The organism is Calditrichota bacterium, from assembly GCA_013112635.1.
Classification (GTDB): domain Bacteria; phylum Calditrichota; class Calditrichia; order Calditrichales; family J004; genus JABFGF01.
In genome coordinates, this window is the sequence record JABFGF010000002.1 from 371133 (window position 1) to 393904 (window position 22772).

General features: G+C 35.6%; 25 protein-coding genes. 17 read left to right on the forward strand and 8 right to left on the reverse strand.

The genetic code is table 11. The features are described from left to right. Positions 1–112: 112 nt before the first annotated feature. Entirely contained in the window at positions 113–1120 is a 1008-nt protein-coding gene (locus HND50_06835) for a heme A synthase (protein NOG44927.1), read from the reverse strand. A 160-nt stretch (positions 1121–1280) separates the two neighbouring features. Between HND50_06835 and HND50_06840 the strand changes: the two genes are divergently transcribed. After that, a complete protein-coding gene (locus HND50_06840) occupies positions 1281–1709 on the forward strand; it encodes an arsenate reductase ArsC (protein ID NOG44928.1) in 429 nt (142 codons plus the stop codon). Between the two features lie 135 nt (positions 1710–1844). Further along, positions 1845–2930, forward strand: coding sequence for an ACR3 family arsenite efflux transporter (gene arsB, locus HND50_06845; GenBank protein NOG44929.1), 1086 nt, complete (start codon positions 1845–1847; stop codon positions 2928–2930). A gap of 142 nt (positions 2931–3072) precedes the next feature. Here the strand turns inward: arsB and folE are convergent, their stop codons facing one another. The 3 genes from folE to HND50_06860 all read right to left on the reverse strand — a co-directional run bounded on the left by folE (position 3073) and on the right by HND50_06860 (position 4576). Next, a complete protein-coding gene (folE, locus tag HND50_06850) occupies positions 3073–3633 on the reverse strand; it encodes a GTP cyclohydrolase I FolE (protein ID NOG44930.1) in 561 nt (186 codons plus the stop codon). A gap of 5 nt (positions 3634–3638) precedes the next feature. Beyond that, complete coding sequence (locus tag HND50_06855; protein NOG44931.1) at positions 3639–4055, reverse strand: 6-carboxytetrahydropterin synthase; 417 nt, start codon at positions 4053–4055, stop codon at positions 3639–3641. A 107-nt stretch (positions 4056–4162) separates the two neighbouring features. Next, complete coding sequence (locus tag HND50_06860) at positions 4163–4576, reverse strand: 6-carboxytetrahydropterin synthase (GenBank protein ID NOG44932.1); 414 nt, start codon at positions 4574–4576, stop codon at positions 4163–4165. 147 nt (positions 4577–4723) lie between these two features. Between HND50_06860 and HND50_06865 the strand changes: the two genes are divergently transcribed. The 8 genes from HND50_06865 (at position 4724) to HND50_06900 (ending at position 10617) form a co-directional block, all read left to right on the forward strand. Next, complete coding sequence (locus HND50_06865) at positions 4724–5269, forward strand: RNA polymerase sigma factor (GenBank protein NOG44933.1); 546 nt, start codon at positions 4724–4726, stop codon at positions 5267–5269. A 144-nt stretch (positions 5270–5413) separates the two neighbouring features. Next, on the forward strand, positions 5414–5938 hold the full coding sequence (locus tag HND50_06870; GenBank protein NOG44934.1) for a hypothetical protein: 525 nt from the start codon (positions 5414–5416) through the stop codon (positions 5936–5938). Then, positions 5935–7548: a hypothetical protein gene (locus HND50_06875; protein ID NOG44935.1), complete on the forward strand. Its 1614-nt coding sequence runs from the start codon at positions 5935–5937 to the stop codon at positions 7546–7548. Before HND50_06870 ends, HND50_06875 begins: the two co-directional genes overlap by 4 nt. Before the next feature lie 94 nt (positions 7549–7642). After that, positions 7643–8032 carry a DUF2784 domain-containing protein gene (locus tag HND50_06880; protein ID NOG44936.1) on the forward strand — a complete coding sequence of 130 codons (390 nt, stop codon included), beginning with the start codon at positions 7643–7645 and terminating at the stop codon, positions 8030–8032. A gap of 84 nt (positions 8033–8116) precedes the next feature. Beyond that, the gene (locus HND50_06885) at positions 8117–8854 is read left to right on the forward strand and encodes an ROK family protein (protein ID NOG44937.1); all 738 of its coding nucleotides are present in this window, start codon (positions 8117–8119) and stop codon (positions 8852–8854) included. A gap of 42 nt (positions 8855–8896) precedes the next feature. After that, on the forward strand, positions 8897–9562 hold the full coding sequence (locus HND50_06890; protein NOG44938.1) for a hypothetical protein: 666 nt from the start codon (positions 8897–8899) through the stop codon (positions 9560–9562). Next, positions 9563–10183, forward strand: a complete 621-nt coding sequence (locus HND50_06895; protein ID NOG44939.1) for a DNA-3-methyladenine glycosylase 2 family protein — start codon at positions 9563–9565, stop codon at positions 10181–10183. 107 nt (positions 10184–10290) lie between these two features. After that, a complete protein-coding gene (locus HND50_06900) occupies positions 10291–10617 on the forward strand; it encodes a hypothetical protein (protein ID NOG44940.1) in 327 nt (108 codons plus the stop codon). Here the strand turns inward: HND50_06900 and HND50_06905 are convergent. Both HND50_06905 and HND50_06910 read right to left on the reverse strand, forming a co-directional pair. Continuing rightward, positions 10607–11242, reverse strand: a complete 636-nt coding sequence (locus HND50_06905; protein ID NOG44941.1) for a hypothetical protein — start codon at positions 11240–11242, stop codon at positions 10607–10609. The genes HND50_06900 and HND50_06905 overlap by 11 nt on opposite strands. Before the next feature lie 16 nt (positions 11243–11258). Next, the gene (locus HND50_06910) at positions 11259–13037 is read right to left on the reverse strand and encodes a pentapeptide repeat-containing protein (GenBank protein ID NOG44942.1); all 1779 of its coding nucleotides are present in this window, start codon (positions 13035–13037) and stop codon (positions 11259–11261) included. A 358-nt stretch (positions 13038–13395) separates the two neighbouring features. On the opposite strand from HND50_06910, the gene HND50_06915 reads away from it, so the two are divergent. Further along, positions 13396–14823 (forward strand): aldehyde dehydrogenase family protein, encoded by a 1428-nt coding sequence (locus HND50_06915; protein NOG44943.1) that lies wholly within the window; start codon positions 13396–13398, stop codon positions 14821–14823. A 44-nt stretch (positions 14824–14867) separates the two neighbouring features. Here HND50_06915 and HND50_06920 read toward each other — a convergent pair whose 3' ends face one another. Further along, positions 14868–15347, reverse strand: a complete 480-nt coding sequence (locus HND50_06920; GenBank protein ID NOG44944.1) for a DNA starvation/stationary phase protection protein — start codon at positions 15345–15347, stop codon at positions 14868–14870. A gap of 102 nt (positions 15348–15449) precedes the next feature. On the opposite strand from HND50_06920, the gene HND50_06925 reads away from it, so the two are divergent. The 6 genes from HND50_06925 to HND50_06950 all read left to right on the forward strand — a co-directional run bounded on the left by HND50_06925 (position 15450) and on the right by HND50_06950 (position 20927). Further along, positions 15450–16385 (forward strand): LysR family transcriptional regulator, encoded by a 936-nt coding sequence (locus HND50_06925; protein ID NOG44945.1) that lies wholly within the window; start codon positions 15450–15452, stop codon positions 16383–16385. A gap of 11 nt (positions 16386–16396) precedes the next feature. Continuing rightward, positions 16397–17359, forward strand: a complete 963-nt coding sequence (locus tag HND50_06930; GenBank protein NOG44946.1) for a peptidase — start codon at positions 16397–16399, stop codon at positions 17357–17359. 200 nt (positions 17360–17559) lie between these two features. Next, positions 17560–19440, forward strand: a complete 1881-nt coding sequence (locus HND50_06935) for a metallophosphoesterase family protein (protein ID NOG44947.1) — start codon at positions 17560–17562, stop codon at positions 19438–19440. Then, positions 19437–19814: a hypothetical protein gene (locus tag HND50_06940; GenBank protein ID NOG44948.1), complete on the forward strand. Its 378-nt coding sequence runs from the start codon at positions 19437–19439 to the stop codon at positions 19812–19814. The genes HND50_06935 and HND50_06940 overlap by 4 nt, the downstream gene beginning before the upstream one ends. A gap of 39 nt (positions 19815–19853) precedes the next feature. Then, on the forward strand, positions 19854–20261 hold the full coding sequence (locus tag HND50_06945) for a SufE family protein (protein ID NOG44949.1): 408 nt from the start codon (positions 19854–19856) through the stop codon (positions 20259–20261). Positions 20262–20492: 231 nt separating this feature from the next. Next, positions 20493–20927: an Hsp20/alpha crystallin family protein gene (locus HND50_06950; GenBank protein NOG44950.1), complete on the forward strand. Its 435-nt coding sequence runs from the start codon at positions 20493–20495 to the stop codon at positions 20925–20927. A 61-nt stretch (positions 20928–20988) separates the two neighbouring features. Here the strand turns inward: HND50_06950 and HND50_06955 are convergent, their stop codons facing one another. Next, on the reverse strand, positions 20989–22764 hold the full coding sequence (locus tag HND50_06955; protein ID NOG44951.1) for an ABC transporter ATP-binding protein: 1776 nt from the start codon (positions 22762–22764) through the stop codon (positions 20989–20991). Between the last annotated feature and the right edge of the window lie 8 nt (positions 22765–22772).

The window sequence follows — 22772 nt, forward strand, 5'->3', positions numbered from 1 at the left end:
AAATGTGGTTCGTGAAGTGTTTTGAATTAGAAATTAAAATTAAGAATTCACATAATATGAAAGGTTTGATAGTCGGCACATTTTATAAAAAAAAGAATCAATTTTACTGAAATTATACACTTTTTATCTTGTGCAGAAAATATAGTATAACCGAAAAAATTATAATCGCACCACCCTGATGAATTAAAGCAATTAGTATGGGTACATGAAACCAGATTACTGTTAATCCCAGTATAATTTGGATCACAATAACGGCTGGGAGAAGCCAGAGGAATTTTAGGCCATCCTGATTTTTTAGTTTAAAGAAAAGAAAGACCGAATAACCCAAAACGAAAAAGGCAAACCAACGGTGAATAAAATGTACTGCAACAGACCCTGAAAAAATATCAAATACCCCAGTCTGAAATAAATTAGGCGGAATCAGATAACCAAACATCAGTGGAAATGTATCGGAAACGAAACCTGCTTTTAAACCTGCTACAAATGCGCCATAGGTTATCTGCAAATTTACCAGTAAAAACAAAATTGATAATCTTTTAATAGCCTGATTACCAAAACTCTCTACTCGCAAAACCACTTCTCCAAAACGGGTATCAAATATTTTCCAGAGTACAAGGCCAAGAATAAAAAAGGCCATCAACAAGTGGGCTGCCAATCTAAAATGACTAACATGTGGTTCATCAACCAATCCGCTTTTTACCATATACCAGCCTAAAACACCTTGTGCGGCAAACAGGATCCCAACGACAATATAAATCTTTGAATCACGCCATTTAAAAATGCCACTGAAAAGTAAAAATAAAGCAGGCAATGCATACAGCAAACCGGTTAACCGCCCAATAATACGATGGTTATATTCCCGGTAATAAATGAACTTATAATCCTCAAGGGACATGCCCACATTTATCTTTATATACTCTGGCGTTTTCTGGTAGTTTTCAAATGTTTCCATCCACTCTGCATCTGTGATTGGAGGAATAACACCTGTAACAACATTCCAATCGTACATGGAAAGGCCAGACTGAGTTAGGCGCACATAACCGCCCAGAAAAATTTGAAATATAACAGTAAAACTTACAAGGCTAAGCCAGATTAGAATTGTCTTTTTTGAAATGTTCACTAGCTGCTCATTGGTTAATAATTTTATACACCAAAATTAATCCTTTAGGCAAACTAATTCCACATGATTCTTTTATGTTTCTTTTTGTTTTAGTTGTTATTGATTATTGGTTGGCTCATTTCTAAATTCTTTGCTTATATAAAAGCAGACAGAGGAATTTATGCCAAGTATTTTAATTCTATGTACAGGAAATTCATGCCGAAGCCAGATGGCCGAAGGATTTTTAAAAAGCTTTGATCCTTCGCTCGAAGTTCACTCCGCAGGTACAAATCCATCAAGCATGGTACATCCAAAAGCTGTAAAAGCCATGCAGGAAATCGGAATTGACTTATCAGAAAATTATCCAAAGGATGTAGATCAATTCCTGAACCAAGCATTTGATTTTGTTATAACTGTTTGTGGAAATGCGAAAGAAACCTGTCCCGTTTTTAGTGGAAAGGTAGGGCAAAATCTGCATATTGGTTTTGATGACCCTGCTGATGCACAGGGGAGTGCAGAAGAAATAATGGCCGTTTTCCGCCGCGTTCGAGATGAAATAGAAAATGATTTTAAAGATTTTTATAAGCAACATATCGGTTCACACAAATAAGAATAGTATTGCGTTAACCATGCCAAGGCGCTCATACTCCTATTTTCAACCACGGATTCACAGATTTACACGAAAAAAAACTTAAAAATATTAGCGCTTTCTACTTGTAAAGAAAACAGAATTAAAGGAATTTTAATGAGCCAGCTTACAAAAAAACTTGGATTTCTCGATCGCTATTTAACTTTATGGATTTTCCTGGCCATGTTTATTGGGGTGTTCTCAGGATATTTTTTTCCTAAAATTGTCGATTTCTGGAATATCTTTCAGGTTGGAACAACAAATATCCCAATCGCCGTCGGGCTAATTTTGATGATGTATCCGCCTCTGGCAAAAGTACGCTATGAGGAATTGGGCGAGGTTTTTCGCAACTGGAAAATTCTAACCCTTTCTTTGGTGCAAAACTGGATCATTGGCCCTGTTTTGATGTTTGCACTGGCAATCATTTTCCTGCAAGATTATCCATCTTATATGTATGGTCTTATAATGATTGGGCTGGCGCGCTGTATTGCCATGGTTATTGTCTGGAATGAATTGGCTAAGGGCGATACAGAATATGCAGCAGGACTTGTCGCTTTCAATTCTATTTTTCAGGTTTTGTTTTTTTCAGTTTATGCCTATTTTTTTATAACCATCCTGCCAACCTGGTTTGGACTTGAAGGGACAGCTGTTGATATTACTATTGGTCAAATCGCCGAAAGTGTTTTTATTTACCTGGGCATTCCATTTATTGCAGGAATTCTAACCCGCTATTCCCTAATAAAAATCAAAGACAAGGATTGGTACCATAAAAAATTTATCCCAAAAATAAGTCCGATTACTTTAATCGCCCTCTTATTTACCATCCTGGTTATGTTTTCGTTAAAAGGCGAATTTATTGTAAAAATCCCGTTGGATGTAGTACGAATTGCAATTCCACTGCTTATCTATTTTGTGATTATGTTCCTGGTTTCTTTTTTTATGGGGCGCAAAGTAGGGGCTGATTATTCTAAGTCGGCGACGCTTTCTTTTACCGCGGCCAGTAATAATTTTGAGCTGGCAATTGCAGTTGCCGTTGCTGTATTTGGAATCAACTCAGGCGAAGCTTTTGCAGCCGTAATTGGCCCGCTGGTGGAAGTACCGGTTTTGATTGCTTTGGTGAATGTGGCCTTGTGGTTTCAAAAAAAATATTTTAGCGGTGAAGTGGAAAAAGGGGATGTTTCAGCTCCGGACGTTTGCCCTTAAAAAACACTTTTAACCACAGAGAAGCACGGAGAGCCGCGGAGAATATATTGTTAAAACTACGGGATTCGGTTTAAGGTTTAAATCATCTGTGTGTATCAGTGAAAATCCGTGGCATAAAAACTATTATCAGATAAATAATATTTTATAAATTATTTATGCGCGAGCTACGGATAAGAGTTAAAAACTCTTCACGGGTTTTAGGGTCATTCTTGAAATCACCTAGCAACGTAGAAGTCATCATTTTTGCCTGATCTTTTTGAACACCACGCATCATCATGCACATATGTTTCCCTTCAATCACAACACCAACACCCTGAGGATTTAATATTTCCTGAATTGTATCGGCAATTTCACGTGTCATGTTTTCCTGAACCTGAAGCCGGCGCGCAAACATATCTACAATTCTTGGAATTTTGCTGAGCCCAACCACTTTGCCTTTTGGCAAATAACCCACATGAACAACTCCATAAAATGGCAACATATGATGCTCGCACAAACTATAATATTCAATATTTGCCACAACAACCATCTCATCATATTCAACATCAAAAATAGCATCATTGATTATATCTTTGGCATTTTGTTCATAACCCTGGGTTACTTCTTTATACATTTTTGCAACCCGGTGCGGTGTTTTTATCAGGCCTTGTCTTTTACCATCTTCGCCAATTCCATTAATAATTGTTGCAACAGCTTGTTCCATTTTTTTCACGAAGCTTTTTCCTTCCCAAATTCAAAATAATTATTATTTGTTTCCCACAGTTTTAAATGATGCAGCAAATTTTCCGGTAGCGATTTGTTTAACTCATCCCACAAATATTGGATTATATATTCCGCTGTCGATATTCGATTTTGAAAATATTCAACTTCTTTGTTGATATGTTTATGCTCAATTTTATTAATTACATCTTTTACATTTTGATCAAATTCTGGCAACGGTAAAATCATCCCCGTCAGATTATTGGGCTTTCCGCAAATTGTAACTTCCAATGTATAATCATGGCCATGACCATTTATATTATTACATTTTTCGTAAATCTCAATATTATCCGCCTCATTTAAAAAGGGCGAATCCAGACGATGTGCCGCACTGAACATATATTTTCGTGTTAGGCTGACCTTCATTTTATAATCTTTCTTTTATCATAATCTTAATCGTTTTCATTATCCACAGCTTAGTTAACAGTAAATTTTGTTAAAAAAATTAAGATAAAGATCAGGATTAAGAATTTTTACTTCCAGACCTCTGCATATAAATCATGTCGCTCATACAGTCGAATCCGTACCAGCTCGTAACCATCTTTGGACAAATCTTCATCAATCAGTTTAAACAAAACCAAAGCAATATTTTCAGTTGTTGGAATTTTATCATTAAAATAATCCGTGTCCAGGTTTAAATATTTATGATCAAATTGGTTTAGAATATTTTTTACACGTGATTTAAGAACCGTCAAATTAACGATCATACCGGTTTCTGGGCTTATGTCCCCGGTTATGGTTACATGCAATTCATAATTATGGCCATGGCCATGTGGACTAATGCACAAGCCAAATGCTTCCTTGTTTTTTTCTTCGCTCCATTCTTCGCGCCAATAGCGGTGGCTGGCAGAAAACTCAAATTTTCGGCTGATTGTTACTTTTTGCATAGAAAGTCCATTTTACTTTTCTTTTTAGGGCGGCTAATTTAAGATTAAACCAACAAAAATTATAATTTATTTCAAATCCAACTAAACCTTTTACCGGCAACATCTGTCTAATAGGTTGAATTCAAAATTGGAAGACTCGACTAGTTGATGACAGATGTAGCTACAATCCAAAGGCCTGAGATTATAAACGACCTTTTTGAACAAGATTTAATTGCGCGGTGCCAGCAAGGCGAAATTAACGCTTTTCGTGAGTTGTATGATTTGCATGGAACGATGCTCTTTTCTATTGCAATGCGTGTTTTGGGCAAAAAAGAAGATGCCGAAGATGCCATGCAAAACGCTTTCACGCGATTGTTTAAAAATATTGGGCAGTTTCGTTTTCAGTCAAAATTTAGCAGTTACCTGGTGCGCATTTTAATAAACAGTTGTTACGATATTATTGAAAAACGAAAGCAGAGTTTTGATTCGATTGATTCAATTCAGCAAAGCACAGAAAGTTTTCCGGATTTAAAAATGGCGTTGGAAAAAGCAATAACTTTGCTGCCGTTAAAAATGCGCGAATGTTTTATTCTGTTTGCTGTACAGGGTTTTAAACAAAGCGAGGTTGCTGAAATGCTGGAAATTAAAGAAGGAACGGTGAAGGCACATATTTTCCAGGCAAAAGAAAAACTTAAACAAACGTTAAAAGATTAAAGGATTTTTAAATCGGTTGAAAGCAACTAATTAACCGCTGAGAACGCAGAGAACACAAAGACTTAATTACATTAAAATAAAACCAACCGTTTTTATCAACTGACTTTGCGACTTTGTGATAAAAATTAAAAAAGAAAGTTTATTATGGAAGACCAAATATTTGAAGAAGCCAGAAATTTAAAACCCATAAAGCCAGATAATGATTTATGGGATAAAATTGAAAACACTCTGATTGAAGAGACCCAACCAAAACCCAAAAATGTATTTCAGTTTATTAAAAATCATAAAATGTGGTTAAGCATTGCTGCCGCATTATTAATAAGCTTTTCAATGGCTACTCTCTATTTTAATGCTTCGCCTAATCCGGATGCTAAAATACTTTCAACCAATGCCATGATAAAAGTTGAGTTTACCGAAAAAAATTATATGAAAGCCATTGAGCAATTGGAAGTTGAGGCAAAAAACCAGTTGGCAAATTTTGATACAGAATTAATGCTTTTATACCGTGACAAATTAACCACCATCGAAACACAGATAAATCAATGCAAAGAAGCCATCGCCAACAATCCGGGTAATGCGCATATCCGCAAATACATGCTTGCAGCATTGCAGGATAAAAAAAACACACTTAATGAGATTATAAATTTTGATTTGGAGATTAAATCATGAGTACTTCTAAAATACTACTTTTACTTTTTTTATCTATATCCTTTTTAAACGCAAAAGGAAACCCAATAACCAGAACTGACCAAAAAACTTATAAAGAGTCCGTTGTATCAGAAGAGGGAAAAACTGTTTATCTTTTGGATTGTAATGCGGATATATTTATTACTTCTCACAAAAGTGATTCAATCTCTGCAAAGGCATATTTGGAAATAGAAGACATGTCCTCGAGACAAGAGAAACAATTCTATGAAAATGTGACTTTTGAAATTGTGCCTTTCCAGAAGGGTTACAGAATTGTTCTAGATGTACCAAATTCTGAAAAAGGATCAAGATTCTCATTTTTTGGGATTAATTTTGGAAACTCTGTTTCAATTCATAAGGCTCTGCACATTGTTGTACCGCATAACCAATCCATAATAATTGAAAACAAATATGGTGATATTGAAATAAGTGACATAAATGGAAAAATTGAAGTTGATAATACATCAGGTGAAATTATTTTAAAAAGAAGCTCCGGGAATACCATTTTAAACAATCGTTACGCTGATACGAAAGTTGGGAAATTAAAGGGTAACCTGAATCTCAAAACTACCAGTTCAGAAATTGACCTGCGCGATATTGAAGGAGATGTAAAAATTGAAGCAGCCTATAAGCCGATCCATTTTAAAAATATTTCCGGGATGCTTGAAATAAACAGCACAAGCTGTGACCTTATTGGAGAAAACATTGGCTCCGATTGCACAATTGATGGCGCTTACAAACCTATTAAAATTAAAAATATCGATGGTCGCTTAAAAATAAACAGCACCAGTTCGGATATTAATTTAAAAAATATTGCCCGTGACGTTTTTATAGAAAGCAATTATAAACCAACAGAAATTGATAGTGTACAAGGTAAGCTCACAATTACCGGAAGTTCAAATGAGGTTATCGCCAGCCGGATTAATGGCGATGTTGATATTCTTAACTCATATAAACCTGTTATTTTAACCAAAATTAGCGGCGCTGTTAAACTAAGAACAGAATCCTCTGATATTGAGATAAACAATTGCAAAAGTGATGTGGATATTACTTCTTCTTACAAACCTGTGTGGTTGCGGCATATTGGCGGCAATGTTACTATAGATGGAAACTCATCAGAAGTGAAGATGGAAAATGTTGAAGGCTCTGTTAATGCACACAGCTCTTATAAAGGGATTAGTGGAGAAAATATAAACGGCAATGCAACAATTAGCGGTACTTCCTGTTCTGTTTTGCTTACAAATGTTTCCGGAAATATTGATGTAGATAATGAGTATAAATATGTCATTTTAAAAGGCACAGGCGGATCGATAAAAGTACATGGTAATAGCAGCCCCATCGAAATCAGTGATATAAAAGATATTTCAGGAATTAACGAAATCAACCTGTTTACAACTTACAAACCTATCACACTGGAGTTACCGGGGAATATTGAAACCCAGATTTCAGCATCCTCAAAATATGGTAAAATAAAATCAGCCTTTCCGGTCTATTTTGTAGATGAAGATATTGCCCCTGTTGCCAAAAATGAAAATGCTGTAAAAATAAGCGTCGAGACAACTGCCGATATTACAATCCTAAAAAAGAAATAATTTTATCGATGCCATCGCCCAAGATGATGGCATCAGTTAACTTTGAATATAAAGAATATCTAAACTTTTTTCGGCGTTTCCCGTTACATCATCCATGCTAGAATTTTTAAATATTTTATTTCACTTCTTTCATATTTTGTTGATTGTTTTCAATCTCACAGGATGGATTTTTCCAAAAATTCGTAAAGCGCACCTCATTTCAGTTTTGCTTACATTTGTCTCCTGGTTTGGATTGGGCATTTTTTATGGCTGGGGTTATTGTCCTTCAACAGACTGGCATTGGCAGGTGCAACGAAACCTGGGAATTACCGACTTGCCTAATTCTTATATTAAATATTTGTATGATGCCGTTACTGGCTTTTCCTCAAATCCATTTTTAATCGATGTTTTTACATTGATGTTTTTTCTAATTGCTTTTTCACTTTCAATCTGGTTTAACTTTTTTTGTAAAGCCGAAAGGCAAAACAATCTCCTGCAAGACTAATTGTTCCATTAGCAGCAAATTGCACTAAACAAGTCCTTTGTCTAAATTGCAATGATATTTAATTCAATTATTCCAGGAGATTCTGTGCAAATTTTAGGAGTTGATATTGGCGGGTCGGGCATAAAAGGTGCTATTGTAGATACAAAGTCAGGACAGTTGCTTGCTGAGCGACACCGCATTCCCACACCAAAACCGGCTACCCCGGAAGCCGTTTCCAAAACCTTAAAAAAACTTGTAAAACACTTTGATTGGAAAGGCAAAATTGGCTGCGGATTTCCTGCTGTAATCCGGGATGACATTGTTAGGACCGCTTCAAATATTGATAAAAAATGGATTGGGACAAATGCAGCAAAACTTTTCCGGCAGACAACAGGTTGTAAAGTTACTGTTTTAAATGATGCTGACGCTGCGGGCCTGGCAGAAAAAACTTTTGGTGCAGGTAAAAATTGTAAAGGCGTTGTTTTAATAATCACCGTTGGCACCGGTTTGGGAAGTGCTCTTTTTATAAATGGAAAACTTGTTCCAAATACTGAGTTTGGTCACGTATATCTAAAAGGCAAAATTGCCGAACATTATACATCTGATGCTGTTCGAAAAAAAGAAGACCTTTCCTGGAATGAATGGGCTAAACGTTTTAATATTTATCTTAAACACATGGAAGGTTTAGTCTGGCCTGACAGAATTATTATTGGCGGTGGTGCCAGTAAAAAACGACATAAATTTTTTGATGAGTTAAATGTAAATGCTGAAGTTGTTGAAGCAACATTGCTAAATAATGCAGGAATAATTGGTGCAGCGTTGGCAGCCAAAAGTCTCAGATAATATATTTTGCCGCTTTCTTAAAAGTTGTTCAGGTTTCATGCTATGAAAAAACCACTATTTCTGATTTCACTTCTTATACTATGTTTTTGCAAGTCTGAAAAACCAGATACACTTAAACTTGATAGTTCTCCACCTATAAAAGTAGAGGTAGATTCTCTTTATCAGACAAAATATTTTTCTTTAAGTGATAGTAGCGATACTTATGTGATTGAGGTCTTTTTATCAGATCTCAATAAAGGAATTATGCGTTATAGATATGAAGGAGAACGCCAATTATCTCAACAAATAAAACCTATTAGAAATTTACTGGAACATGTTTTTGCGGACTCTTCAATATCTAATGAATTTACTACTTTGCAATGGGGCAGTTTAATCCGTTCAGAAAAAAATGATTTTATCATGGCCCAAAGATTAGCCATGGCTGCTGCCCAGTCTAACAAATGGAATAAAAGCTCAGGAAAACCGTTTCAAGGTCATGAAAATACATTTGTCCAAATCATCGCTAATGAACAAAATATATATCCAGAGCTGACCGATTTGTTTAACGAGCTTGGTTATAAGATTGAAATATCCGGTGTAGAAAAAGTTTTTATTCAGACAGCAGTAAAACTACCTTTTTGGGAAAACATTTCAGGACAAGTTAATGAGAATGCCAAACTACCATATGATTGCCAAACCTGGTTTAAGATTGTGAAAGATACCCAGTAAATGAATGAAAAAGTCATCCTGAAGGCTTCAAAAGAATTAGCAGAAAAAATCCCGGCTTTTAATAATATTTTTCAAAAACATGGCCCGCCACCACTCTGGGATCGAAAACCCGGTTTTGACACTTTAATTTATATTATTCTGGAACAACAGGTTTCATTAGCTTCTGCAAAAGCTACTTTTGATAAACTCTCAAATTCAATTAAAGTCACCCCGAAAAACTTCCTGACTCAGAATGATGTTCAACTAAAGGCATTTGGTTTCAGCCAGCAAAAAACAAGATATTGCCGCATTGTAGCTAATAAAATTATCAGCGGAGATTTGAACTTGTTAGCTTTGGAAAACCAATCTTCGCAGCAGGTTAAGGAAAAACTTATGTCGATAACCGGAATTGGTCATTGGACATCTGATATTTATTTACTGATGGTTTTATTACGACCTGATGTTTGGCCGCATGGCGACCGTGCCTTAGCAGTTGCAGCATACGAAGTTTTTAATATGGATGAGATTCCATCTTATGAGCAACTAAAACAAATGGCCAAAAAGTGGAAGCCGTGGAGGTCTGTTGCAGCACGCTTACTTTGGCATCACTATTTGAACACATCACGTCAAAAAAGAAAATAAATTCCTGAAATATTTGCCGGAAATTGAAAAGTTAAAGTATCAACCAGGTTCAACGAGGATTAAGTAGTCTTAAAAAAATCTAACATAAGGAATGGATTAATATGAACATGGAAACACTCATTGGTGAAAACTTAAGCACATCGATAAAAAAAGTTAGAATTAATAACGATAAATATGAAGAGCTTATTTTTTTAAATAAAGAGAGTACTAATCTGCATGATTTTTTATCACAAAAACTTGGATCCGCTATCAACGGAAACCCTAATGATGGGAATGTCATGAGGGATACGGCCATTGAAATTGCAAACTCAAATGGTGGGATTGACGACGATCAGTTTCTTTATGGCGGAGAAATCGAATCAACGAAAATTGTTCTTATGATTTGGCCCTGGCAAGACAATGAACATTTGACCATAAAGAAATTTATTGTTTAATGTTTTCGTCAGGAAGAAATACAGAAAAGCTAAACCCAAACGATGCAGCACTTTCCGTATTCTTATCATTATATGATGTTATTAGTGAGATATGCCCACCAAATACAACTTTTTCTTTTAAGATAACTCCTGTTTCCAAACCAATTCCCCAAAAAGGAGTTGCTGAAGAATTATCTTTTATAGATGATATTTGATATCCCGCATTTAAATTTGGAATAAAAACAAATTTCTCATTTCGAAATTCCCTGAGAAAACTTATAGATAGACCAAATGTAGTAAGTTCGTTTTTTTTTAATGAGCTGACATAAGTTGCACTTGGTATAATTATTATTTTAGTCTTACTTGTTTTGGAATCTGGATATTTGATAAATCCAATACTTGCCCCAATTGTCCTAAAAGATAACTCAGAATCATTATTGGGATTTATACTGGAATTTAAGATGCTGAAAATAAATCTTTCTTGAGTTTTTAATGATAAATCAAATGAAGAAATTTTATAATCAGGATTATCAGGAAATGATGCTGCAAGAGAAAGGCTGCTTCTACCTTTAGGCGCGAACAATCCTTGTGCAAAAATAAATTGGTTAATTAATAGCAAAAAAGCGATCGATAAGATTAGCTTCATAAAATAATTTCTAAATTTAAAAACGTTTAAAATGTCGTTTTAAACCAAGCCCGCTTAAAAGCAGCAAAGTTAATAAAACTCCCGTATTTAAAAATGACCACAACATACCTTCTGGCCCGCTGGGGAAAAAGATGTTTTTATCCAGAGGCAAGAGGTTAAAAGGGATTATATGATATAATGAGAAAACGATCGAATATAAAAAATCCTGCCAAAAGGGTGGATTAAAAATGGCCTCAATTTTTGAAAAATCGTAATTGATGTTTAATATTTTACCGCTTTCCAGTTTTACGCCCAAACCATTAAACCCATGAATTATTGGAAAAAACAAAACGGCAAAAAGCCAAAACCAAATAAAGCTACGTAAAGGTTTTTCGCCATAACCGGAAAACAATTTATACAATCCGTAAAACCTGTATTGCAACCTCTCAGGAATCGATTCGAAAAACGATTTATTGTGAATTGTATCAAGCAGCATTAACCGCTTCATTTCCAGTTCATTATAATAAAACCAACCTGCTTCAAAATAATCTTTGGTATTATCGAGCGAAGTTTTCATCCTTCTATATAATGCGGCAATAGAGTCATAACTTTCCAAATGCTCTAACTTATAGTCTTTTTCAAATTTCTTTCTTTGGATCGGAAGCATGTTTTTTAACCGATTATACAATACTTCATCCAATAAAATATTTCTTCTTTTATAAAATGGTGACCAACGTGATTTTTCATTTTGCCAATTATTTGAAATGAACCGTGCCTGGTCAAAAGTACTGTTAAAAAATGAAAACATCCCCAAATCGTTATGCGAGAAAAAGACATCTTTAAGCATACAATAGCGAAAAAGAACTATAACATTATTTTCGAAATTATCATCTGTCGAGCGTTTGCTAAAATCTTCAAAGAAAGTTTTATCCGGATTGAAAACTACATGAGAAAATTCGATTACGGTATTGTGACTATTAAAGTATGTAAACTTTGGAGAAATAATTTTAAAGATACAGGATGAAGTTAAATTCAAGCGTAAAAAATGAACACTGCTGAAAATGGTCAGTTTTTCAAAGGTGGTTTCACCGGAAAACAGTACGTTGGTGAAATTAGCCTCTTTGGTAAATTTCACCTCATTAAAAACAGCATCCGCTGAGAAACGGGATTGGTTAAAGGTTGCTTCATCATGAAAAGTGGTGTTTTTAAATTCAGCATCATGTAGAAACTTTACTTTGTGAAAAAGAGCCGGTTTTGAAAACTGTGATTCAATAAACTCTGCACTTTTATAAAATTGAGCTGAATCAAAATTAACACCTTCTAAAAAATCAGCTTGTTTAAATAATGCGCGGGATGAAAATTGTGAAAAAAGAAAATCTGCATCGCCTATAAATTTTGCTTTATTAAAGGCAACTATTCGGAAAAATTTCGCTTTGTTAAAAACGGCCATGCGGGAAAACTGTGTCGCCCTGAAGTCTGCATATCCTGAAAATTGTGCTTCTCTAAAATCCGCATAACCTGAAAATTGAACACCTGCAAACTTTACGTTCCCGGAAAAATAAGCACCACGGAATTTCGCATTACCAATAAATGGTGCTTCTTCCCCTCTGGGAAAAACAATTTCCCCTGGAAAAATATACCCTTTAAAGTTAAAATCTTTTCTTTTAATTTGGGCAAAAATCAGTTTATTAAATACTTCAACTGAAATGCCTTTTTTGTCTTTAGGGGAATGAAAGAGACAATGTTCCTCATCGTAAAGCGAATTTACTGATTTTTCACAGTTGGAATATGCGCATATTTTCAGTTTTTCCGGCATTCAATCTCCAGTCCTTGGAAGAATATTTAAATTATATAAAAATTGTATAAAAATCTTTTTTTTATGATTTGGCGGGTTATTTATTTTGCGGGATTAAGATAAAAATTGATTTCGCCCACCGTTTGGGAAATGTTGCAGCTTTTCTGCTACTTGCATTAACGACCCGGATAATATAAGAAATAAGTTTTTTGACAACTATGGCTTTTTCTTGAACAGTTAATGATCGACTAAAAATTGGGCTTAAAAGTAACTCTTTCAATACATTTTAAAAATTGTGATTTTTAATACGGAATAATCAATTGCTTTACACCAAAAAAATAGGTTAGCTTTAAAGCACCTCAAAAAAAAAGAGTTTAAAATGCTAAAAGAAAAATACCCGTTTTATCTTTGTGGCAAAGCAATCTATGCAAACAAAGATTTAGCTGTTTCAGATAAATTTACCGGCAAGATTGTTAGCCATGTTGCACTTGCAAATAAAAAGCATATTGAAACAGCGATAGAAAGTGCGGTTGTAGCCGAACAAGCTATGAAAGATTTGGCTGCTTATAAAAGGCAGGAGATTTTATATCATTGTGTAGAACGTTTTAAGCAGCGTTTTGATGAACTTGCTGAAGGATTATGTATTGAAGCAGGAAAACCCATAAAGGACAGCCGGGGTGAAGTAACCCGGTTGATTGACACGTTTCGGGTTGCAGCAGAAGAAGCAACGCGCATGTATGGTGAAGTACTTCCAATGGATATTTCGGAGAGAGCTACAAACTACAGCGCAATGTGGAAAAGAGTGCCGATCGGGGCATGCTCTTTTATTACTCCTTTTAATTTTCCTTTAAATCTCGTTGCCCACAAAGTAGCTCCTGCAATTGCTGCCGGATGTCCATTTGTATTAAAACCCTCTGAAATAACTCCAATTGGTGCTTTAATAATTGGAGAAATATTAGCTGAAACGGATTTGCCTGATGGCGCATTTTCAATATTACCTACATTGCGAGAAGATGCAGCGCCTTTTGCAGAAGATCCGCGCCTAAAGCTATTAAGTTTTACAGGTTCGCCAAAAGTAGGCTGGATGCTAAAAAGCAAAGCCGGTCGCAAAAAGGTTCAATTAGAGCTTGGTGGCAACGCTGCCTGCGTTTTAGATAATGACACGAATATTGATGACGCAATCCAAAGAATAATATTTGGAGCATTTTACCAATCCGGGCAAAGTTGTGTTAGCGTTCAGCGCATCTTAATTCATGAAAGTATTTATGATTCATTCAAGATTAATTTTGTTAGCCAGGTTAATAAGTTAAAAATGGGCAACCCTAAAAATGAAGATGTTTTAATCGGGCCGATTATTTCAGAAAATGAGGCTAAACGAATTGAAGAGTGGATAAAAAACTCAATAAATGACGCTGCAGATTTATTATGTGGCGGATCCAGAACAGGCAATATGGTTGAAGCAACTGTTCTAGAAAATGTAAAACCAACTGCTGATGTTTATTGCCGGGAAATATTTGGACCGGTAGCCATTTTGAAAAAATTCAATGACTTTGATGAGGCACTATCAGAAGTTAATAATAGTGAATTTGGATTACAGGCGGGGGTTTTTACACGCGACATATATAAAGCGCAAAAAGCGTGGGACAAGTTACAGGTCGGTAGTGTCATCATAAATGATGTTCCCTCCTGGAGGGTTGACCACATGCCTTATGGCGGAGTTAAAGGCAGCGGCCTTGGGCGTGAAGGTATCCGCTTTGCCATGCAGGAAATGACTGAGATAAAGCAGATGGTAATCCGTAAAATATAATCCCCTCGCTATCGATAGAGGGGATTAGTATTGAATACAATAAATTATACTTTTTTCCCCAACCATGCACGCATCATCCAATGATCTTTTTCCTGATCGTTAATTAAACGAGTCATCAAATCTGCTGTACCATCATCCATATTTTCATTTGCCAGCTCCAAAATTTTTCTTTCCGTTAACAATAATTTGGATAGGTTTTCAATAATAACTTTTACAGCACTTTGATCATCCGTGACGTTTTTTGAGCTTGAAATTTCAGAATTATTTATAAAATCTTCCAGTGTGTGCAGTGGTGTCGCTTCCAATATTAAAATTCTCTCGGCAATATCGTCTACTTCAACGGCCGCCCGTGTGTATAAAAGTTCAAACTTTTCATGTAATTGAAAAAAATGAGCTCCACTAATATTCCAGTGCAACGCCCGCAAATTTTGATAATACACTGTAAAACTTGCTAATAAAAGATTCATTTCCTGCTCTACATTTGTTGTATATTCTTTAGCTAAACCAATTGATGTTGTTTGCATTTTTTCTCCAGTTTTTATTTGTAATTTTGATAAAGAAATAATACATTTTTTTAAAATATAAATCCAATTGATAATTTTTATATAATCATAACTTTAAACTATATGACTCTCCAACAGCTTCAATACATCGTTACACTAAATGAAGAAAAAAACTTTGTTTCCGCTGCTGAAAAGTGTTTTGTAACTCAACCTGCATTGACAACACAAATCAAAAAACTTGAAAACCAGCTAGGGATAATTATTTTTGACCGATCAAAAAAACCATTAATTGCAACTGAAGTCGGTTTAAAGGTTATCGAACAAGCAAAGTATGTACTTTTACAAAGCCAAAAAATTCCAGACCTTATTAAAGAATACCAAACCGATTTAAGCGGAAACCTGAAAATAGGTATTCTTCCTACAATTGGACTTTACTTATTACCCCTGTTTATTAATCCTTTCTTATCCAGGTTTCCAGAAATAAATGTGCATGTTTCCGAAAACATTACAGAGACAATTATAAAACAATTACATAATGGGAGTATAGATGTTGGAATAATCGCAACACCAGTGAATTATAAAAATATCATCACCATACCGATTTACTATGAAGAAATGTATGCGTATATTTCCAAACAACATGCGTTTATTCAAAATGAACGGATTTCAACACAGAACCTGGTTGATGAAGATCTCTGGTTGTTGAGCTCAGGGCATTGTTTTCGCAACCAAATGATTCGTATTTGTAAAGGTGGTCAAAAAGGTTTGCAGCATAGTTTCACATATGAAAGTAATTCCATTGAAACTTTAAAACGAATTATTGCATCAAAACCCGGGATTACCATAATTCCTGAATTGGCTTTATTGGAAGTTGCAAAAAGTGAAGAAAAACAAATCAAAAAGTTTGATGATATTACACCAATACGGCAAATTAGCATTGTGGTTAACAGAGCCTTTTTAAAGGAAAGATTAATTGAAAAGCTTAAGAATGAAATAAAATCTGTACTTCCGAAACACATGTTAAATTCATCCGGACGTGATATCGTCGATCCATTTTAAAAAGGTAAAATATGAAAACCCCGATTATAGATTTACACTGTGATATGACTTATTATTTTGTTGAAAATAAAGCAGCCAATGCAATGAATGTTGATGATATTGGTTGTGCAATTCCTCATTTGCAAAAAGGAAATGTAGTGGCCCAGGTGATGGCATTTTTTACACCCAGTAAGCCCATCGAACATGGTGTTGCCATGCAGCAGGCAAAAATATTCAACTCCTTTTTAAAAGATTATCCCAATCAATTTAACCGCGGACCAATCGACCCAAAAAAAGGTACAACAATATTGGCGGCTATAGAAAATGCATCAGGATTTTGTCATGAAGATGAAAAACTTGATGACGGCTTAAGAGAATTGGATAAAATTATTGAACTTACAGGCGGTATTTTTTATATCGGATTTATGCATTGGGGCGATAGCCGTTTTGGAGGAGCTGCAGGAAGCAAGACCGGACTAAAGAACGATGGCAAAGTTCTTCTTGATTATATTAACAATAAAAATATTGCAGTAGATTTGTCCCATGCCGGCGATGCTCTTGCGTATGATATTTTTAACTATACAGACAGTAAAAATTTAAATATCCCAATTCTGGCAAGCCACTCAAACCATAGAATATTAAAAAATCATGACCGTAATTTAACGGATGAACTTTCCAGGGAATTGATTAAACGAGGCGGGTTAATTGGTCTCAATTTTATGAGCCCGTACATTGGCGATGACGACAAGCCTGACACAATTTATGATCACATAGAACACAGCCTAAAACTTGGGGCAGAAGAGGCTATTGCCATTGGGGCCGATTTCTTTTTTGATGATGAGCGTCAGGAGCAAATTTACTACCCAAAATTTAATTCTGCATCATGCTATCCAATTTTATTGGATGAAATAGAAAAAAGATTTTCAAAAACAATTGTGGAAAAAATTGCATATAAAAATGCGCAGCGCTTTATTCAAAAACAGATTAAACTATAATTTAAAGATTTTTCACTTGACGTTTGCTTTCAATGCCATTATTTTGAGAATATTATTCAAAAAAAATTCCTCACCCCCGATCCCCCATTCCAGGCTAGGCCTATTATGCCAAAATTAAAGGGGGTGAGTTTTTCCTTCCTTTTTCATAACTTACCCCTCTCAAAATAAAGAAATCTAAATTTTTCAAAACCGGAGAACTCATGAGTTTAAAATTATCTTCAATTGCAATTATTTTTGCTGCCCTAAGTATTTCTATTTTTGCTCAAGTACCAGAAGTACATTCTAATATTCATCAGGACAAAGATGGTAAGCTTTTTATTAAGATTGATACCACAATTTTCTATGAGAAAGACCGGGATTCCTCTCTAAACCTGCAGCGTTTTCAAAATGGAATAAGTGGCTCAGAAAACGGTTTAAATTTTAATTTTGGAGAAGGATTTAATGGCACACTTTATTTTGGATTTATTCATTTTGATGATTCTAAACATCCTATGCCTGTATTCTTCAAAAGCACGTCTGCAATAAAAAATGGGCTTACACATATTGATATTAAGAAAAAACTTTCGGGCTCATACGATATGGTAAACTGGCAAGAAACTGGCGAAGGTACATTGGGGTACCGTGTCGCAAACGCTAAGGGATTGATTGTTTATGACGGAATGGTTTCGTTTACAGGAAAAGGACCTTTTGAAGTTGATGATACAATTATTAGCGGGCCATTTGTTAACCTTGTTACAGATAGAAGTGCCGTTATTTCGTTTGAAACAAATAATAAAATTACATCAGAAGTTAATGTCGCAGAGCAAAAATTTGAATCTGCAAAGAAAACTAAGAAACATGAAATTAAAATTTCCGGTCTAAAGCCGGCCACCAAATATAGCTACACTGTAAATTATGGCAAAAACCACCAGACTTATTCCTTTAGTACGGCGCCTGAATCCGGAAGCAGGACAAAATTTACATTTTCTTATGCAAGTGATTCCAGGGCTGGCCAGGGTGGTGGAGAAAGAAACCTGTTTGGCACAAATTTTTATACTATGCGCAAAATCATGGCTTTAAATGCTTCCCGAAATGTTGCGTTTATGCAGTTTTCGGGAGATATGATTGACGGCTATAAATCAAGCCGCGGTGTAATGGATTTGCAGTATGCAAACTGGAAAAAATCAATCGAGCCATTTGCCCATTATTTTCCTGTTTATATAAGCATGGGAAACCACGAGGCCTTCACTCGTTATTTTGATAATGGAACAAGCTATGGAATTTCAGTCGATCGCTTCCCTTATGCAAGCGAGTCAGCCGAAAAAGTTTTTGCCGATAATTTTGTAAATCCTGTCAACGGCCCAGTTAGCGAAGATGGATCAAAGTATGATCCCAATCCTGAAAAAATGGATTTTCCTTCCTATGATGAAAATGTATTTTATTACACCTATGATAACGTAGCTGTCATTGTGATGAATTCTGACTATTGGTATTCCCCATCAAGCAGGTTAATTCCTCAAATCAGTGGCGGGTTGCATGGCTATATAATGGACAACCAATTGGAATGGTTTAAAAAAACTGTTAAGAAATTTGAGGATGATAATAATATCGATCATATTTTTATAACCGAACACACACCATTTTTTCCAAATGGCGGACATAAAAAAGATGATATGTGGTATAACGGGAATAATGAGAAGCGTCCATACGTCGCCGGGAAACCTGTTGATTTTGGGATAATTGAAAGACGCGACCACCTTTTGGATGTTATTGTGAATAACAGCAAAAAAACTGTGGCCATATTAACAGGTGATGAGCATAATTACTGCCGCCTTGAAGTAGGACCTCAAACAGAAATTTATCCAGAGGATTATCCGGAAGACAAAAAAATAAAACTTACACGGACCATTTGGCAAGTTAATAACGGAGCTGCGGGTGCGCCTTATTACGCCCAACAAAAATTGCCGTGGAGTCAATTTTTAAAAGGCTTTACTACACAAAACGCACTTGTCTTTTTTAATATTGAAGGAACAAAAATTGAAATGGAAGTTTACAACCCGGATACACTAGAGAAGTTTGACCATCTTGAATTAAGAAAATGAAAAAAATAGAATGGATTTTAAGGATTGGTATTTTTGGTACTTTCCTGGGCCATGGGATATTTGCTTATTTGGGCAAAGCTTCGTGGTTGGTGTACTTAACAACGGTCGGGATTTCTGCACAAGCCGCACCGGATATTTTAAAATTTATCGGGATGCTGGATATCCTGGTAGCTTTTATAATCCTGCTTCGTCCCGTTAAGATTGTTATAATATGGGCTTTGATTTGGACATTGGCCACAGCATTGATTCGCCCAATAGCAGGATTGCCAATTTGGGATTTTGTTGAACGGGCAGCAAACTGGGCAGCTCCTTTAGCACTTATTACATTAAAGGGTTGGCCAAGAAATTTTAGGGATTTATTTAAGAGCAAATAACACTCAAGTATTGTTTCTTGAGCGTTTAACGGAGTTAATATGACAATTGATGAAAAGATGGAAGAAATAAGTGAAACCTTTGATTTTCTTGAAGGGCTTGAAAAAATGGAATATGTCGTGGATATGGCCAAAAAATCACCCGGTTTACCTGAAGATAGAAAATCTGAGTCCAGCAAGATTTATGGCTGCATGTCCGAAACATGGGTAATTGTTGAAGGCTCTGCGGAATCTATTTCGATCCAATCAGATTCAGAAGCACAAATTGTAAAAGGCATGTTACATCTATTAGCCAATTCTATAAACGGCCATAGCAAAGAAGAAATCCTTGCACTGGATGAACAAACTGTTTTGAATAAATTGGGATTAGGAAGTTCAATTACAAACCGCCGCATGAATGGTTTTGCCAGTGCAGTTTTAAAAATAAAAGAAGAAATTAAAAAAATATAATTCGACCACATTTTCTCATTTCGGCCATATGTGCGTACTTTTACGCCATATGTGCAGACATCCTGCCACACATAATTTCCACCAAAGATTTATAGATCCCACAGTACAATCACCACAAACTATTGTTTTTATAGTGTTTATAACAGCAAGAAAATTTTTGGCACGGTGATTGATTAAATACCCCGCAGAATTGAAAACAAAACTAAACAAAAAACCATAAGGAGAATTATCATGTTAGTTAAATGGCAAAACCCAAGAAGTTTATTCAGCATAAACGACGTTGACCACTTTGTTAAAGATTTTTTCAACGATAGAGATTTTAGCATTAGAGAGCAGGAAATAAGCCCGCGGTTAAATGTTGAAGAAAATGACAACGAGTGGATTATTTCTGCGGAACTACCCGGAGTATCTAAAGAAGATGTGAAAGTTAATTTCCAGGAAGATGTTTTATCAATCAGCGGTGAGAAAAAAGTAGAAAAAGAAGTTGACGAAAAAAATTATCATTGCAATGAGAGAAGCTTTGGAAAGTTCAGCCGCTCTTTAAAAATCAATACTCCTGTTTTAGCAGATAAAATTAATGCCGGTTACAAGGATGGGATTTTAACAATCTCTCTTCCAAAAGCTGAAGAAGCAAAACCAAAACTGATTGACGTAAAAGTTAAATAACTTCTAATACCCCACGAATAAGGCAAGTCTGGAATTTAGGCTTGCCTTTCTTTATTTAAAACTATGCTTCAATTTTCTCTTGTTCTTTATACTGTAACTGATATAGCTGATGATATAAACCTTGTTCATTCATCAACTCATTATGGTTACCCATTTCTTTTAGGTGGCCTTTGTGGAAAACCATAATTTTATCAACATGCTTTATTGTAGATAGACGATGGGCAATTATTATTGAAGTGCGGCCTTTCATCATATAATCCAATGCTTGCTGAATTAAAATTTCAGTCTCTGTATCAATATTAGATGTGGCCTCATCCAGAATCAAAATTTGAGGATCTACCACCAAGGCTCTTGCAAAAGAGAGCAGTTGTCTTTGCCCCATAGACAAAATAGAACCACGTTCATTTAGGACTGTAGCATAGCCTTTTGGAAGTTTCTCGATAAAAAAGTGGGCATTTACTTTTTTACAGGCGTCAACCACATCATCCAAACTTATATCCGGGTTACCAAGCGAAACATTATCAAAAATGCTCCCGGAAAATAAAAACACATCTTGCAATACCATTGCCATCGTTTTGCGTAAATGCCTTAATTCAAAATCACGGATATTCTTATTATCAATTGAGATGGTGCCTTTCTGGATCTCATATTGACGACCCAGCAAATTTATTAAACTGGTTTTTCCAGCTCCCGTATGCCCAACAATGGCAACACTTGATCCGGTTGCAATTTTAAAGTTAACATTCTCTAGAACCCAGTTATCTTCATTATAAGCAAAACAAACATCGTTGAACTCGATTTCCCCATTCACATCCTGGTGGCAAATATGCTGGTTTATAGATTTGATTTTAGGTGGCGTGTCGAGCAATCCAAAAACACGTTCGGCTGCTGCAATTGCCCCCTGCAATACATTAAATTTATCAGAGAGTTCGCTAATGGGACGAAAAAACATCTGAGCGTATTGAATAAAAGCAACAAGGGCACCATATGTTGTAATCTGATCCATTTTTAAAATACCGCCACGAACCAAAACAATTGCCAATGCTAATGCGCTCACCAATTCAATTGCAGGATAAAAAATGGCATAATAGGACACTGTTTTCACATGGGCCTTTGTGTGTTGAAAATTTATGTCAGTAAAAGCATCATAGTTTTTTTGCTGACGGTTAAAAATCTGAACAACGTTCATCCCGGTGATATTTTCTTGTAGATAGGAGTTGATTTGAGCCAGCCATTTACGAATCTCCCGAAATGCAATCCGAACTTTGCGTTTGAATATCCAGGTAATTACAAAAAGTATAGGAATCACAGCAAACGTCCATAAAGCCAGTTCCAGATTTATTGAAATCATAACCGATATAATGCCGACTAATAAAAAAACATTTCCAAAAATGCTGACAACACCTTGCGTAAACATCTGGTTTAAAGATTCCACATCTGAGGTAACGCGAGTCATTAACCGGCCGACCGGGTTCTTATCAAAAAAGCTAAGAGATAGCTTTTGCATATGGCCAAATATTTCCGAGCGTAAATCGTACATCAGTTTTTGACCAAGGAGCTGGGTTAAATATGTCTGGATATATTGGACAAAAAACACCAGAACCATTACACCTAAATAAAGCGCAACTATTGTATATAGCCCATCCAGGTTTTCACCGTTTATATAAATGTCGATTGCTTCTTTGGTGAGATATGGAGCGATTAGCTGTAATAAAGAAGCAAAAATAATCATGAAAACAGCCGAGCCAACCAATTTTTTAAACGGCCGCGTATACATAAACATACGTTTTAATAATTCGCTGTCGTATACCTTTCCGGCCAGATCATCCTTTTGCATAAATTCCT